Origin of the sequence: Microbacterium sp. K41, from assembly GCF_004794395.1 — a bacterium.
Classification (GTDB): domain Bacteria; phylum Actinomycetota; class Actinomycetes; order Actinomycetales; family Microbacteriaceae; genus Microbacterium; species Microbacterium sufflavum.
Genome location: NZ_SSDO01000116.1, coordinates 1 through 13,989 on the forward strand (window position 1 = coordinate 1; position 13,989 = coordinate 13,989).

The window sequence follows — 13,989 nt, forward strand, 5'->3', positions numbered from 1 at the left end:
CGGCCGGAGTCGCGGCGGCCGTGCCCGAGGTGGCGGCGGACTGGACGTTCGTGCTCGCCGGCGACCTGGTGCACCCGGATCGCGTGGTCGCCCGCCTCACGTCCGCGCGGCTCGAGAGTGCGGACGACGGGGAGAGCGGGGACGGGTGGGTGTTCACGGCGGGCGGGCATCCGCAGTGGCTCGCCGGGCTGTATCGCACGGCCGCGGTGCGGGCGGCGCTGGTCGGGCTTTCCTCCGTCAGCGGATCGTCGATGCGCGGACTGCTCGGAGGGCTCGCCCTCGCACGGCTCGACGACGAGGATGGCATCACCGCCGACATCGACGAACCCGCCGACCTGGCTCGGGCCGGGGGCGAAGAGGAGGAGACCCGATGACCGAGACGCACCGCACGCTGCCGCCGGAGGCGCTGGACGCATGGGCCGCCGAGCTGCGGGCACGCTTCGACCTCGGGGCGGAAGACATCCCGATCGCGCTGATCCTCGACCTGGCGCGCGACGTGGCCAACGGCGTCGCCCGCCCGGCCGCCCCGCTCAGTGCCTTCGTGGCCGGACTGGTCGCCGGACGGGCGGGCGGATCGCCCGATGACGTGCGCGCGACGGTCGCCGCGGTCGTCGAGCTCGCGAACGCGCACGGGACGCGCGGCTGATGCCCACCGTCCGCTACTTCGCCGCCGCCCAGGACGCCGCGGGTGTCGAGGAGGAGACCACGGAGGCCGACACGGTCGGGGCGCTGCGCGTCGCGCTGATCCACGCGCACCCGGCGCTCGCGGGCATCCTCGACCGCTGCGCCCTGCTGGTGGACGGGGTCAGGGCGGACGACGGATTCGCGCTCGCCGGAGCGGGAACGGTCGACGTGCTGCCGCCGTTCGCCGGAGGGTGACGCCGGTGACCGCGCGGCGGGATCGTCAGCCGCCGAGGCCCTTCCACGCCGTGGTGCCGTCGGCCTCGACCTGACGCTTCCAGACGGGCAGGTCGCGCTTGATGGCCTCGATGGTCTCGCGGCACACGGCGAACGCCTCGTCGCGGTGGGCGGCGGAGACGGCGATCACGACGGCCGCGGCGCCGACGGGAAGCCGTCCGACGCGGTGGCTCACCGCCACGACGGCCTCACCGGTCTCCCCGATCGAGACGGCGTGGGCGGCGATGGCGCCGAGGATGCGCTCGGCGTCGGGGTGCGCGGTGTACTCGAGGGCCACGACCTCGCCGTGCGCGTCCGGGTCGTGGTCGCGCACGCGGCCGAGGAACGTCGTGACCGCTCCTGCCCCGGGGTGGTCCACCGCGGCGAGGTGCGCGTCGAGCGACAGCGGTTCCGCGCTGATCACGGCCAGGGCGACCGTCATGCGTGGTCCTCGCCGTCGAGCTGGGCGATCACGTGCGCGGCGACCGACAGGATCACGGGCATGCCGTCGCGCACACCACCGGGGGAGCCGGGAAGGTTGACGATGAGCGCGCCGCCGGCGATCCCCGCGAGACCGCGGCCGAGCAGGGCGGTGGGGAGTGCGGCCGCGCCCCGGCGCCGCAGTTCTTCGGCGATGCCGGGCAGCTCGACGTTGAGCACGCGGGCGGTGCCCTCCGGGGTCGCGTCGCGCGGGGCGACTCCGGTGCCGCCGGTGGTGACGATCAGCCGGGCTCCGCGGGTGAGGAGCGCGCGCAGCGCCTGTTCCACGGACTCGGCGCCGTCGGGCACCACGGTCGGCTCGTCACAGCGGTAGCCGGCGTCGCGAAGGGCTGTCACCGCGAGCGGTCCGGCCTCGTCGATGCGCGTTCCGGCGGCGGAGCGGTCGGACACGGTGAGCACGGCGGCGGTGATCATGAGGCGAGCGTAGCGGCGCGGCGGCGGGACATCGAGGTCAGACGCTCATGTCGACGGGCGGCTCCATCACGATGCCCTGCGCCTCGAACGCGCGGCGGCGCTCCTCGATGCGGCGGTGCATCTCCACCTGCGCGGCCTCGACCAGGCGCGGGTCGAGCTCGACGGTGGGCGGGTGCGGGTCTCCGTGGTGCGCGGCGATGTAGGCGTCGAGCTCGGGGCCGCTGGTCCACGACGTGATGAGGGCGTACCGCGGGGCCGTGCCGCGGTGCCACACGGCGTGCCAGAACCGCTGCGTGTCGATCACGATGCGGGAGCCGGCGTGCAGGGGCAGACGCACCTCGGTCGCGGGGTCGAAGCGGTCGGAGCGGAGGATGAGCATCGACTCCGTGTCGTCGGTGAGGTTGACGTAGCCGCGCACCACCCAGCCCGTGCCCGGTTCGTTGAGCCGGTTGTTGTCGTCCTGGTGCAGGTTGTAGATCGCGTCGGCGTAGTCGTTGGGCTGCAGCTCGATCACGCGGCACCGGCCGATGCCCGCGCCCGGCTCCAGCGCCCGGCTCTGCAGCGTCGGCGCGATCGCGACCTGCGCGTCGATCCACACGCCGTCCTTGTCGGTGCGGGGAGGCGTGCGGTTCCAGAAGCCGTTGCAGTCGATGTCGCCCGCGTAGCTGGTGAGCGGGGCGAAGCGGGTGATGCCGGACGAGCGCCAGCCGACGTACTCCAGGTCGCGCCACTCGGCGGGATCGATGGGGCTCGTGTCGTCGTCGAGGACGACGTAGCCGGTGTCGGCGAGAGCCTCCGAGGTGATGAATGCCATGCTGCTGTCCTTCCCGTCGATGCCACCCCAAGACGGCGGGTTCTTAGGCAATCCTAACCGGCTGGTGCGGAGGTGCCGGGCGCCACGACCGGGTAAAAGGTGCGGGCGGTCGCGCCGCACCCCACCGATATCCTGGGGCGATGACGCAGCCCCAGGGTGCCCTTCTCGTGGGCAGTGTGAACTACGACGACGCCGAGACCACGATGCGCACGGCGGCGGAGCTGCTGGGCGACCGCCTGCGCCGCCTCCCCGACGGCGAGGTCGGCAAGCGGTTCCACTGGATCATGTTCCAGCCCGACGTGATCGGCCGGGCCGACGGCATCGAGCGGATCGGCGACGAGCCCATCCCGTTCCCGGCCGGCATCGACGCGCGGGGGCTCCGCCTCGCCGAGGGCGTCGACCCCGCGCGCATCGAGCTGCCCCCGCTCGGGTATGCCGAGGCGGCTCTCGAGTCGTATGCCCTGTTCACCCGGCTCCGCGAGGAGGGTGCCGTGGCGCCGGGCACCCGGTTCCAGGTGTCGCTGCCCACGCCGCTCGCCGTGATCTCCTCGTTCTTCCACGGCGACGACCGCGCGGCGATCGAGCCGGTGTACACCGCGGCGATCCTGCGCGAGCTCGATGAGATCCTCGCCGGGATCCCGCACCACGACCTCGCCGTGCAGTGGGACGTGGCGAGCGAGATGGGCATCATCGAACGCGCGTCGGGCTACGGCGCGGTCATGGAGGCGTGGTGGCCGGGCGACCCGTTCGACGGGCTGGTGTCGCGCCTCGCCGCCCTCGTCGACGCGGTGCCCGCCGACGTCGAGGTGGGGGTGCACCTCTGCTACGGCGACGCGGGGGAGAAGCACTTCTTCGAGCCGTCCGACGCCGGGAACCTCGTGCGCTACGCGAACGCCGTGGCCGCCGCGAGCTCCCGACCGCTCACGTGGCTGCACCTCCCGGTGCCGATCGCCCACGACGACGCGGCCTACTTCGCCCCGCTCGCACAGCTCGAGCCCGTGGACGAGCTGTACCTCGGCCTCGTGCACCGGGAGGACGGCGAGGAGGGCGCGCGTCGACGGATCGCCGCAGCGGCCCCGTACGTGCCGGCGTTCGGCGTCGCCACCGAGTGCGGCATCGGTCGCGCCCCCGCCGGCTCGACCGAGGGCATCCTCCGCACGCACGCCGCGGTCGCCGCGGCCTGGTGACCGCTCGATTCGCGCGGCCGCCCCGTCTGTCGTAAACTGATCCGCGGTGACGTGTCCGAGCGGCCGAAGGTGCAACTCTCGAAAAGTTGTGTAGGGTAACCCCCTACCGTGGGTTCAAATCCCACCGTCACCGCCACCACGAAGGCCCCGACTCCCCTGGAAACATGGGGATGCGGGGCCTTCGTCCTGTCCGGGTGACGCCGACGGCGCGGGTCAGGGCCGTCCGTAGCGGGCGAGGAACGCGTCCACCGCGCGGGGCACTGGGCCGCCCGTCTCGTCGACGCCCAGCAGTTGCGCGTTCAGGGCGGGCCCGATCACGAGCCACGTGAACTCGGAGGCCGCGGCGTGCGCATCGTCGATCTGCAGCCCGCGGTCGACGGGGAGCTGCGCGAGCGTGTCGGCGAGGTTCTGGATGTTCCGGTTCCAGCTCTCCTCGAGGTAGAGCCGCGCGACCTCGGGGTGGGCCGGGGCCTCGGCGATCACGAGGCGTCGCATCCGCAGCACGGGCTCGCTCAGGATCCCCGCGCGCATGGTCTCCGCGAGCTCGGTGAGGCCGCGGCGCACATCGTCGTCGGCGGCGAGCCGTTCGAGCGCCGGGCGCATCGCGTCGCGGCCCGCGGCCGCCCACTGCCGCACGACCGCGGTGTACAGCTCGGTCTTGGAGGAGTGGTCGCGGTAGAGCGAGGCCTTGGAGATGCGGGCCCGTCGGGCGACCTCCTCCATGGACGCCCCGGCGTACCCGTGCTCCAGGAACACGTCGCGCGCGGTGGCGAGGAGGGCGTCGCCGGTGAGTCCGGGCGGGCGGCCGGGGCCGGAGGCGCGCGAGGTCATACCGCCCACTTTAGTACTTGACAGTTCTCTATGCCGAGCGTAGTTTCGTACCAATCGGTACTAAAGGAGCCGCTCATGATCGTCCTCGGCATCGCCCTCGCCACGGTGGCCTCGTTCCTCGCCAGCGCCGCGCTCTACGCCATCCCCGCGGTCTCGACGCTGATCGCACGGACCAGCACCCCGCGCCCCGGGCTCCCCGTCGCCGTGCAGATGCTCACGGTCGTCGTCCGCAGCCTGCTCGCCGCCGGGCTGATCGCCGGGCTCATGGCGACCGCGGGGTGGCACGGCGCCGGAGCCGGAGCGCTGCTCGGGCTCGCGCTCTCCGTGCTTCCCCTCACCCTGCTCTCGGGCGGCGTGATCCACGAGAACACGGCCGTGCCCGCGGCCGGTGTCCACCTGCTCGACTGGGTCGTGAAGCTCGTGCTCACCGGCGCCATCGTCGGGCTCTTCCTCTGAACTGCACAGGAGCGACCATGACGAACAGCACTCCGCTCGACATCACCTTCACCGCGACGCTCGGCAAGGTCCGCGACGGCGACACCTGGACGTGCGTGCAACTGCCCGACTCGGCGACGGTCTTCGGAACGCGCGGCCTGGTGAAGGTCGCGGGAACGGTCGACGGCGAACCCTTCCGCGGCGCGTTCATGGCCCTCGGCGACGGCACGCACAAGCTCCCCGTCGCGGCCGCCGTCCGCCGGCGCATCGGCAAGACCGACGGCGACAGTGTCACGGTGCACCTGACCGAGCGCCTGAACTGACCGCGGTCGGAGCCCTCGCGATCGCGGGCATCCTCGGCGTCGCGCTCGTCGTCGCGAGGGTCGTGGTGCGGCGACGGATCCCGGAGGAGGCCCAGGGGCCCGCGGACCGGGATCGACGCGACGTGCCGACCGCACTGTGATGGACTGGCGAGCATGACCAACGAGGACCGACTCGCTCTTCCGCGTCCGATCCGCGAGCGGTTCGAGTCCGGCGACGCCGCGACCAGGGAGTGGGTGAGCGCCGTCCCCTCGGTCGCGCGCGAGCTCTTCCAGCGGTGGGCGCTGCGACCCGACGGCGAGGTGCGGGCGGGGGAGGCGGGCCTCGTCGTGCCGGTGCGCGACGAGGAGGGCGCCCCGGCCGCGCTGAAGCTGCAGGTGCCGCGTGCCGAGACCACGGCGGCGATCCTCGGTCTCACCCGCTGGGACGGACGGGGTGCCGTCCGCCTTCTGGACAGCGACGAAACCCGGGGTGCCATGCTGCTCGAGCGCCTGGATGGCGAGCGACCGCTCGCCGCGATCGACGACGACGACGAGGTCGTCCGGGTCATCGGCGACCTGCTGCGGCAGCTGCAGCGCGTACCCGCCCCCGACGGGCTTCCGCGCCTCGGGGTGGTCGCGGCGGAGATGATCGAGGCGGCGCCGGCCGCGGCGCGGGTGCTCGACGGCGACGACCGCACGCGGCTCGACCGGTGGGTGCGCACCGTCGCGGAGGTGCAGCCCGAGCCCGGAGATCGCCTCCTGCACTGGGACCTGCACGACGGCAACGTGCTCGCCGCCGACCGTGCACCGTGGCTGGCGATCGACCCCGAGCCGCTCGTGGGCGATCCCGGATTCGACCTCTGGCCCGCCCTGGACAGCCGGTGGAGTGCCGGCGGGGCGGCCGACGCCGTGGGTCTCGTGCGCCGCCGCTTCGACATCCTGACCGAGATGCTCGACCTGGATCGTCGCCGCGCCGCCGCGTGGACGCGCGCGCGGCTGCTGCAGAACACGCTGTGGGACATCGAAGACGGTCACACCGCCATCGGTGTCCCGGCGAAGGTCGTGGACGAGGCGCTACCCTCCGTCGGTGTCGGCGGAGGGTCTTGACGAACGGCTCACTGCCGCCAATACTTAGGTACATGCCTAAGTATCCCGACGAGCTCGACGCCGTGCTCCGCGCCCTCGCGGACCCCACGCGCCGGGCGATCGTCGAGAGGCTCGCCTCATCGCCCGCCATCGTCTCGGAGCTCGCGGCGCCGTTCACGATGACGCTGCCCTCGCTGCTGCAGCACCTCGGAGTCCTGGAGGCCGCGGGGGTGATCACGTCGGAGAAGCAGGGCAGGGTCCGCACGGTCACCCTGCGCCCTGGCGGCCTCGACGTGCTCCACCTCTGGCTCGGCCAGCAGCGCACACCGGCCGAGCACAGGGCCGACCGGCTGGGCATCCACCTCGCCCGCACCGCCCCGAAGGAGCACTGACATGACCCGCGTCCGCATGGACCTGTTCGCCTCCCTGGACGGCTACACGCCCTCCGACCTCACACCCGACAGCCCCATGGGGGAGGACTGGGGGCGCCTCACCGCGGCCTACGCGGGCACCCGCACGTTCCGCGAGAGGATCTTCGGCGACACCAGCGGCGCCGGAACCACCGGTGTCGACGACCGCTACGCCCGCGCGTTCTTCCAGGGCGTCGGCGCCGAGATCATGGGCGCGGGGATGTTCGGCCTCCACTCCCACCCCGACGACCCCGACTGGAAGGGATGGTGGGGCGACACCCCGCCATTCGGCACCCCCGTGTACGTGCTCACCCGCACCGCCCCCCGCCCGTCGATCCCGATGGACGGCGGCACCACGTTCCACTTCCGCCACGCCGCGATCGAGGACGTGCTCGCCGAGGCGTCCGCCGCCGCGGGCGACCTCGACGTGCGCATCGGCGGCGGGTACCGCACGGCGCAGGCGTTCCTGCGCGCGGGACTCGTCGACGACCTGCACCTCCTGGTCGCGCCGCTCTTCCTCGGCCGCGGATACCGCCTGTGGGACGACCTGACCGGCTTCGAGAACACCTACACCGTGACGACGGAAGCGGCCGAGAGCGGCGTCGTCCACGTCACCCTGACGCGATAGGACACCGCGATGACGACGGAGCACCGGCTCGCACACTCCGGATTCACCCTCACCCGCGACTACCCCGCTCCGCTCGACCGGGTGTGGGCTGCCTTCGCGGACGAGGACCAGAAACGCGGATGGTGGGGCGACGCGGACGCCATCGAGGAGCGGGAGTGGGCGTTCGACTTCCGTGTCGGCGGGCGCGACGTCCACGAGGGGCGGTTCCACGACGGACCCGTGTCGCGGTACGTGGCCACCTACACCGACATCGTCGACCGGGTGCGGATCGTCACCGCGTACGACATGTGGCTGGACGGGGAGCACATGTCGACCTCGGTCGCGTCCCTGGAGTTCGAGGCGGTCGACCTCGGCACGCGCTTCACCCACACCGAGCACGGTGTCTTCCTCGACCGGTTCTGGGACGACGGACCAGGGCGCGAGGCCGGGACGCGCGGGCTCCTCGACGCGCTCGGCTCCTTCCTCGCCTGAGCCCGAGGCCACCCAGGCCGCCTGAACGCCGCCCCGTGTTGGTAGCATCCCGCACATGAGCTCGCCGGAACCCGCCCCCTCTCGGCCGCCGCGCGACGAGGCCGTCGAGCGGGCCGCGCTCAAGGAGCGCGTGTACGCCACCTTCACCGGGCTCGCCATCGTGCTCGTGCAGAACGCGAACGCGGAGCACACCAGCGCCGCGCGGGCCACGGTCACCCTGCTGGTCGGCATCGTGGCGATCGCCCTCGCCGGGTTCGCGGCCGACCTGATCGCGCACCTCGCGACCCACGGCCGCTTCCCGCGCGGGGCCGAGCTGACGGAGCTGCTCCGGCTCACCGGCACCGCCATCGGCTCTGCCGCGATCCCGCTGCTCGTCCTGCTGGCGGCGGTGCTCGACTGGATCGAGCTGCAGACCGCGCTCACCATCGCGTCGGTGGTGTACCTGGCGATCCTGGGAGTCATCGGCTACGTCGCGGTCCGCCGCACGGGCCTGAGCGGGTGGAAGCAGCTGATCGCGATGGGGATCCTCGTGGGGCTCGGCGCTCTCGTCGTGGTCGTGCAGCAGTTCGCACACGGCCACTGAGCGACGGTCGCGGCGCCGGCCCCGTCGGGGGCGCGGTCAGCCCTTGACCGCGCCGCCCAGTCCCGCCGAGCGCAGGAACACCGACTGGAACAGCAGGAACATCGCGATCGGGATGAGCGTCGCGATCGCGAGGGCCGCGAGGAACACGTCGAGCTCGGTCTGCGACTGCACCGCCGGGAGCCGCACCGACAGCGGCTGCACCGCGGGGTCGGGCAGCACCAGCATCGGCCACAGGTAGTCCTTCCACGCCGCGATGATCGCGAACACCGACACCACGCCGAGGATGGGCTTCGACATCGGCAGCACGATCGACCAGAACAGCCGGAACGGCCCGGCGCCGTCGGTGCGTGCCGCCTCGAACACCTCGCGCGGCAGCGAGTCGAAGAAGCGCTTCACCAGCAGGATGTTGAACGCGTTCGCCCCCATCGGCAGCCACACCGCGAGGTAGTTGTTGAGCAGGTTCACGTCGCCGGGCAGCGGCGGGTTCACGATCGTCAGGTACAGCGGCACCAGCAGCACGATCCCGGGGATGAACAGCGTCGCCAGCACGAGCGCGTTCAGGATCGGCGCGTAGCGGGGTCGCAGCACCGACAGTGCGTACCCGGCCGTGGTCGCGACGAACAGCTGCACGAACCACGCGCCGAGCGCGATCACCACCGTGTTCAGGAAGTACTGGTCGATGTGGATGTCGTTCCACGCGGTCTCCAGGTTCGCCCAGTCGATGCCGTTCGGCCACAGCGCGAACGGCTGCTGCAGGGTGTCCTGGGTGGGGGTCACGGCGGACTTCGCGAGCCACAGGATCGGCCCGAGACCGGCCACCACGAGACCCACCGCGAGGAACACGTGCGTGAGGGTGAGGCCGACGCGGATGCCGGGGCGCCGGCGCTCGGAGGCGGAGATCACGGTGCGGTCGCCCACGGCGTCGGCGGCTCGGGCGGCCGCTCGTTCCGCGGCGCGGGAGGACAGGCGGGTGGTGAGGCGGGCGGTGAGGCTCACGTCGTGCTCCAGCGGTCGGTCAGTCGGAAGTAGAGCCAGGACAGGACGGCCAGCACGATCGCCAGCAGCACCGAGACCGCTGTGGCCTCACCGTAGTCGCCGCCCAGGCTGTTCCGGAACGCCTTGTCGTAGATGTAGAGGAGCACGGTCTTGGTCGCGCCCGCCGGCCCGCCGCCCGTGAACAGGAACGGCTCGAGGAACACCTGCGCGGTGGCGATCACCTGCAGGATCAGCATGATGAAGAGGATGCCGCGCAGCTGCGGCAGCGTGACGTGCCACACCTTCTTCGCGATGCCGGCGCCGTCGACCTCTGCCGCGTCGTACAGCTCAGGCGGCACGCCGAGCAGCGCGGCCAGGTAGATGATGATCGATCCGCCGGCCCCGGCCCAGGTGGCCTCCAGCACGAGAGACGGCATCGCCTGCACCGCGTCCTGGATCCACGGCTGCGGCGGGATGCCCACCCACCCGAGCACGGTGTTGAACACGCCGGACGGGTCGGCGCTGTAGAAGAACTTCCACAGCAGCACCGCGACGACGGGCGGGATCACGACGGGGAGGTAGGCGAGGGCGGAGTAGATGCCCTTGCCGCGCCGCACCTCGCTCATCAGCACGGCCATCAGCAGCGGCAGCGGGAAGCCGAACAGCAGCGCGAGCACCGCGAACCAGAGCGTGTTGAGCACGGCACGGCCGAGCTCCGGGTCGCCGATCACCGCGAGGTAGTTGTCGAACCCGACCCACTCGGAGACGATCAGGTTCGTCTTCTGCAGGCTCATGATCACGGACTGCACGATCGGCGACCACGAGAAGAACACGAACACGAACAGCATCGGCAGCACGAACACGAGGTTCGCGAGCCCGCCGCCGCGCAGCCACGTGAGCGGCGAGCGGCGACGGGTCGGGCGCACAGCGGGCGGCGGAGGGGTGTCCGCCGCCGCCCGCTGCTCGGGGAGCGTCATCGTCATGGAGCGTTACTCGTCGAGCTTCGCCTGGGCGTCGGTCTGCGCCTGGGCGAGCAGGGCGTCGATGTCGGCGTCCTGCTGGGTGAGCACGGTCTGCACCACCGCGTCGAGCAGCGCGTAGACCTCCTGGGTCTTCACCTTCGGCTCGCCCACGGGCGTCTGGTCCCAGATGCGGTCGCTGAACGGCTTCATCTGGTCGACCGGAACGTTGATGTAGTCCGCGATCCACACCTGCGACTCGTCGTACAGCTCACGGCTGAGCACCGGCAGCAGCGGGGTACCAACGGCCTGCCCCGACTCGTCGAGGGTCTTCGCGTCCTGCACGGCCGCGTCCTCGTCCATCAGCTTCTGCATGTAGTACCAGTCGATCCAGGTGACAGCGGCGTCCTTGGTGGCGTCGTCGACCGTGGGGCTGATCACCGCGATGTCGCCGCCGCCGAGCGTGCCGGGGTCGTCGCCCTCCATCGGCACGACCGTCATGCCGTAGATCTCCGAGTCCATGCCGAAGTCGCGCACGAGGGCGGTGTAGATGTCGGAGCCCGAGGTGTACATGCCGATGTTGCCCGCGGCGAACTCCTGGTTGATGGTGCCCCAGTCGAGGTCGACCTTGGAGCCGAACGCCCCGTCCTCCCACTTCACGTCGTGGAGGAACTGGAGGGCGGCCTTGGTGGCGTCGTTGTCGATCGTGGACTCGGCGGTGCCGTCGCCGTTGTCGGTCTGCGTGCGGCCGCCGCGCGCGACGGTCTGCGAGGTGAGCTGCCAGCCGCCGGTGTTGTTGATCGCCATCTGCGCGTAGCCGGCCTTACCGGTGGCGTCGGTGATGGCCTTGGCGGCCTCGCGGATCTCGTCCCACGTCTGCGGCGGGTCGTCGGGGTCGAGTCCGGCCTGCTCGAACAGGTCGCGGTTGTAGTGCAGCGCGGCGGCGTAGGCCTGGCGGGGGAAGCCGTAGATCTTGCCGTCGTCGCCCGTGACGCCCTCGAGGATGATCGGGTTGAACTTGTCGGTGTACCCGAGCTCGTCGATCGCGTCGGTCACGTCCATGAGCTGGCCGTTCTCCAGCAGCGTCTTGGAGTCGGTGAACGGCACGGTGAACACATCGGGGAGGCTGCCGCCCGCGAGCTGCACGGCGAACGTCGGGCCCTCCCACTCGTACTCGACACCGATGATGTCGATGTCGGGGTGCTCCTTCTCGAACTGCTTCTCCTGGGCGGCGAACGCGTCGTACGCGGCGGCGTCGGCGCCGGGCGGGAACGTCGCGACGCGCAGCTCGAGCCTGCCGTCGGAGCCGGAACCGGTGTCGTTCGCGGAGCATCCGGCCAGTGCGCCCGCCGTGGCGAGCACGGCGATCCCGGCGACAAGGGCCTTCTTCGGTGACTTCATCGTCTGTCCTTCCATGTGATGCGGATCGGGTGGTGCGGGTCAGTGGGGCGCGCGACCGGTGCGCGCCGGGCGCAGCGTGAGCCACGCGGTGGCGTCGGCCGGCAGGGTGCCGTCGAGGGGCGTGCTGGACAGCAGCACCGCGTGGTGGGCGGGGAGCGGGATCGGCGTCGCACCGAGGTTGGTGATGCTGACGGTGTCGTCGCCGCGGCGGAACGCGAGCACGTCGGATCCGAGCTCGAGCCACGACAGCTCGCCGTTCGCCAGGTCGCGCACCTCGCGGCGCAGCCGGATGGCCGCGCGGTAGAGGTGCAGGGTGGACGCGGGGTCGAGCTCCTGCGCGTCGACCGTGAGCCCGGCCCAGTCGGCGGGCTGCGGCAGCCACGGGGCACCGCCGAATCCGTACGGGCTCGCGTCGCCCGCCCACGGCAGCGGCACCCGGCACCCGTCGCGGCCGGGGTCGACGCCGTGCGACCGGAAGTGCATCGGGTCTTCGATCGCGTCGAGCGGCAGCTCCACCTCGGGCAGCCCCAGCTCGTCGCCCTGGTACACGTACAGGCTGCCGGGCAGCGCCGCCACGAGGAGGGCTGCGGCGCGCGCTCGCCGCAGCCCGCGCGCGGTGTCGGTCGCGGTGCCGAAGCGCTTGCGCTCGAACGCGAACGACGAGTCGGCCTGCCCGTAGCGGGTGACGGGGCGCGTGACGTCGTGGTTCGACAGCACCCAGGTGGCGGGGGCGCCGACCGGTGCGTGCTCGGCGAGGGTGCGGGTGATGGAGGCGCGCATGGCCGCGGCGTCCCAGGGCTGGGTCATGAACCCGAAGTTGAACGCCGTGTGCATCTCGCCGGGTCGCAGGTACCGCGCGAAGCGCTCGGCGTCGTCGAGCCACACCTCGCCGACGAGCACGCGCTCTCCGGCGTAGTCGTCGGCCACGGCCCGCCACTCGCGGTAGATGTCGTGCAGCTCGTCGCGGTCGATGTGCGGGTGGTTTTCCGCGGGGGCGGAGCCTGCGGGCAGGTCGGGCAGCGCGGGGTCCTTCGCCGGCAGGGCGGCGGAGTCGATGCGCACACCGGCGACGCCGCGGTCGAACCAGAAGCGCAGCACCTCCTCGTGCTCGCGGCGCACGTCGGGGTGGTTCCAGTTGAGGTCGGGCTGCTGCGGCGTGAACAGGTGCAGGTACCACTCGCCCGGTGTGCCGTCGGCGTTGCGCGTGCGCGTCCAGGTCTCGCCCTGGAAGCTCGACACCCAGTTGGTGGGGATGCCGGAGCCGTCGGCGCCGCGGCCGGGGTGGAACCAGAACCGTTCCCGCTCCGGGCTGCCGGGGCCGGCGGCCAGTGCCTGCCGGAACCACTCGTGGCGGTCGGAGATGTGGTTGGGCACGATGTCGACGATGGTGCGGATGCCGAGCTCGAGTGCCTCGGCGATCAGCAGCTCGGCCTCCTCCAGGGTGCCGAAGCGCGGGTCGATGGCGCGGTAGTCCTGCACGTCGTAGCCGCCGTCGGCGAGGGGGCTGCGGTACCAGGGGGTGAACCAGAGGGCGTCAACGCCGAGGCTCTTCAGATACCCGAGGCGGGAGCGGACGCCCGCGAGGTCGCCGATGCCGTCGCCGTTCCCGTCGGCGAAGCTGCGCACGTAGATCTGGTAGATCACCGCGGTGCGCCACCAGCCCTCGTCCGTCGGGGGGACGGGCCGGGAAGCGGGGGCGGTGCTGCGCAGAACGTCGGTGTCCACGGGTCTCCTCATCGACGGTGATGAGTTGAATGTAGCTTTCCGAAGGGATCAACGCAAGAACCGAACAAAAGAATGAAAAACAGAAAGGGCTCCAGGGCGCGCGAAAGCCCCGCGGGAGCCCGCGGGGGAGGAGCGGCGGAACGCCGCCGATTCAGTGCAGCGGACCGGTGGAGGCGCGCAGCACGAGCTCGGGCTCGAACAGCAGCTCGTCGGCGGCCTGCGGCGTGCCCGCGATCTGCGCGAGCAGCAGCTCGAGCACGGCCCGGCCCATCGACTCGATCGGCTGGCGCACGGTGGTCAGCGGCGGCTCGGTGCAGCTCATCAGCGCCGAGTCGTCGAAGCCGACCACGCTCACGTCGCCCGGCACGGA

Annotated in this window: 19 protein-coding genes, 1 tRNA gene and 1 pseudogene; 12 read left to right on the top strand and 9 right to left on the bottom strand. The window is 72.0% G+C overall.

All coding sequences use genetic code 11. The features are described from left to right. The 3 genes and pseudogenes from DW309_RS19260 to DW309_RS02470 all read left to right on the top strand — a co-directional run. A pseudogene (locus DW309_RS19260) lies at positions 1-374 on the top strand (hypothetical protein); the annotation flags it as partial. Beyond that, positions 371-646, top strand: coding sequence for a DUF6457 domain-containing protein (locus DW309_RS02465; protein WP_136044457.1), 276 nt, complete (start codon positions 371-373; stop codon positions 644-646). The pseudogene DW309_RS19260 and the gene DW309_RS02465, both read left to right, overlap by 4 nt. After that, positions 646-879, top strand: coding sequence for a MoaD/ThiS family protein (locus tag DW309_RS02470; RefSeq protein ID WP_136044458.1), 234 nt, complete (start codon positions 646-648; stop codon positions 877-879). Before DW309_RS02465 ends, DW309_RS02470 begins: the two co-directional genes overlap by 1 nt. A 25-nt stretch (positions 880-904) precedes the next feature. Here DW309_RS02470 and DW309_RS02475 read toward each other — a convergent pair whose 3' ends face one another. From DW309_RS02475 to DW309_RS02485, 3 genes are read right to left on the bottom strand one after another with little or no spacing between them, the layout of a single operon-like run. Then, the gene (locus DW309_RS02475; RefSeq protein WP_136044459.1) at positions 905-1,339 is read right to left on the bottom strand and encodes a molybdenum cofactor biosynthesis protein MoaE; all 435 of its coding nucleotides are present in this window, start codon (positions 1,337-1,339) and stop codon (positions 905-907) included. Then, entirely contained in the window at positions 1,336-1,812 is a 477-nt protein-coding gene (locus DW309_RS02480; protein ID WP_136044460.1) for a MogA/MoaB family molybdenum cofactor biosynthesis protein, read from the bottom strand. The genes DW309_RS02475 and DW309_RS02480 overlap by 4 nt, the downstream gene beginning before the upstream one ends. A gap of 37 nt (positions 1,813-1,849) precedes the next feature. After that, positions 1,850-2,626 carry a hypothetical protein gene (locus tag DW309_RS02485; protein ID WP_136034697.1) on the bottom strand — a complete coding sequence of 259 codons (777 nt, stop codon included), beginning with the start codon at positions 2,624-2,626 and terminating at the stop codon, positions 1,850-1,852. A 140-nt stretch (positions 2,627-2,766) separates the two neighbouring features. On the opposite strand from DW309_RS02485, the gene DW309_RS02490 reads away from it, so the two are divergent. Both DW309_RS02490 and DW309_RS02495 read left to right on the top strand, forming a co-directional pair. Continuing rightward, the gene (locus tag DW309_RS02490) at positions 2,767-3,813 is read left to right on the top strand and encodes a hypothetical protein (RefSeq protein WP_136044461.1); all 1,047 of its coding nucleotides are present in this window, start codon (positions 2,767-2,769) and stop codon (positions 3,811-3,813) included. A gap of 45 nt (positions 3,814-3,858) precedes the next feature. Then, positions 3,859-3,949, top strand: a tRNA-Ser gene (locus DW309_RS02495). A gap of 77 nt (positions 3,950-4,026) precedes the next feature. Here DW309_RS02495 and DW309_RS02500 read toward each other — a convergent pair. Beyond that, complete coding sequence (locus DW309_RS02500; RefSeq protein WP_136035218.1) at positions 4,027-4,644, bottom strand: TetR/AcrR family transcriptional regulator; 618 nt, start codon at positions 4,642-4,644, stop codon at positions 4,027-4,029. A 75-nt stretch (positions 4,645-4,719) separates the two neighbouring features. Between DW309_RS02500 and DW309_RS02505 the strand changes: the two genes are divergently transcribed. From DW309_RS02505 to DW309_RS02535, 7 genes are all read left to right on the top strand, one after another. Continuing rightward, entirely contained in the window at positions 4,720-5,100 is a 381-nt protein-coding gene (locus DW309_RS02505; protein ID WP_136034719.1) for a DUF1761 family protein, read from the top strand. A gap of 17 nt (positions 5,101-5,117) precedes the next feature. Next, entirely contained in the window at positions 5,118-5,402 is a 285-nt protein-coding gene (locus tag DW309_RS02510; RefSeq protein ID WP_136044462.1) for a DUF1905 domain-containing protein, read from the top strand. A 153-nt stretch (positions 5,403-5,555) separates the two neighbouring features. Continuing rightward, positions 5,556-6,488 (top strand): aminoglycoside phosphotransferase family protein, encoded by a 933-nt coding sequence (locus DW309_RS02515; protein ID WP_136044463.1) that lies wholly within the window; start codon positions 5,556-5,558, stop codon positions 6,486-6,488. Positions 6,489-6,520: 32 nt separating this feature from the next. Then, the gene (locus DW309_RS02520; RefSeq protein WP_136044464.1) at positions 6,521-6,859 is read left to right on the top strand and encodes an ArsR/SmtB family transcription factor; all 339 of its coding nucleotides are present in this window, start codon (positions 6,521-6,523) and stop codon (positions 6,857-6,859) included. Between the two features lies 1 nt (position 6,860). Then, positions 6,861-7,505, top strand: coding sequence for a dihydrofolate reductase family protein (locus DW309_RS02525; protein ID WP_136044465.1), 645 nt, complete (start codon positions 6,861-6,863; stop codon positions 7,503-7,505). Between the two features lie 9 nt (positions 7,506-7,514). Beyond that, positions 7,515-7,976 carry an SRPBCC domain-containing protein gene (locus tag DW309_RS02530; protein WP_136034748.1) on the top strand — a complete coding sequence of 154 codons (462 nt, stop codon included), beginning with the start codon at positions 7,515-7,517 and terminating at the stop codon, positions 7,974-7,976. Positions 7,977-8,031: 55 nt separating this feature from the next. Further along, positions 8,032-8,559: a hypothetical protein gene (locus DW309_RS02535; RefSeq protein ID WP_136044466.1), complete on the top strand. Its 528-nt coding sequence runs from the start codon at positions 8,032-8,034 to the stop codon at positions 8,557-8,559. A 36-nt stretch (positions 8,560-8,595) separates the two neighbouring features. Here DW309_RS02535 and DW309_RS02540 read toward each other — a convergent pair whose 3' ends face one another. The 5 genes from DW309_RS02540 to DW309_RS02560 form a co-directional block, all read right to left on the bottom strand. After that, a complete protein-coding gene (locus DW309_RS02540; RefSeq protein WP_407665451.1) occupies positions 8,596-9,555 on the bottom strand; it encodes a carbohydrate ABC transporter permease in 960 nt (319 codons plus the stop codon). After that, the gene (locus tag DW309_RS02545) at positions 9,552-10,517 is read right to left on the bottom strand and encodes a carbohydrate ABC transporter permease (RefSeq protein ID WP_205812595.1); all 966 of its coding nucleotides are present in this window, start codon (positions 10,515-10,517) and stop codon (positions 9,552-9,554) included. The genes DW309_RS02540 and DW309_RS02545 overlap by 4 nt, the downstream gene beginning before the upstream one ends. A 6-nt stretch (positions 10,518-10,523) precedes the next feature. Further along, a complete protein-coding gene (locus DW309_RS02550; RefSeq protein ID WP_136044467.1) occupies positions 10,524-11,894 on the bottom strand; it encodes an ABC transporter substrate-binding protein in 1,371 nt (456 codons plus the stop codon). A gap of 39 nt (positions 11,895-11,933) precedes the next feature. Then, positions 11,934-13,631 (bottom strand): glycoside hydrolase family 13 protein, encoded by a 1,698-nt coding sequence (locus DW309_RS02555; protein WP_136044468.1) that lies wholly within the window; start codon positions 13,629-13,631, stop codon positions 11,934-11,936. 139 nt (positions 13,632-13,770) lie between these two features. Then, the coding region (locus DW309_RS02560; protein ID WP_168387148.1) for a substrate-binding domain-containing protein at positions 13,771-13,989 on the bottom strand (219 nt) is incomplete at its 5' end.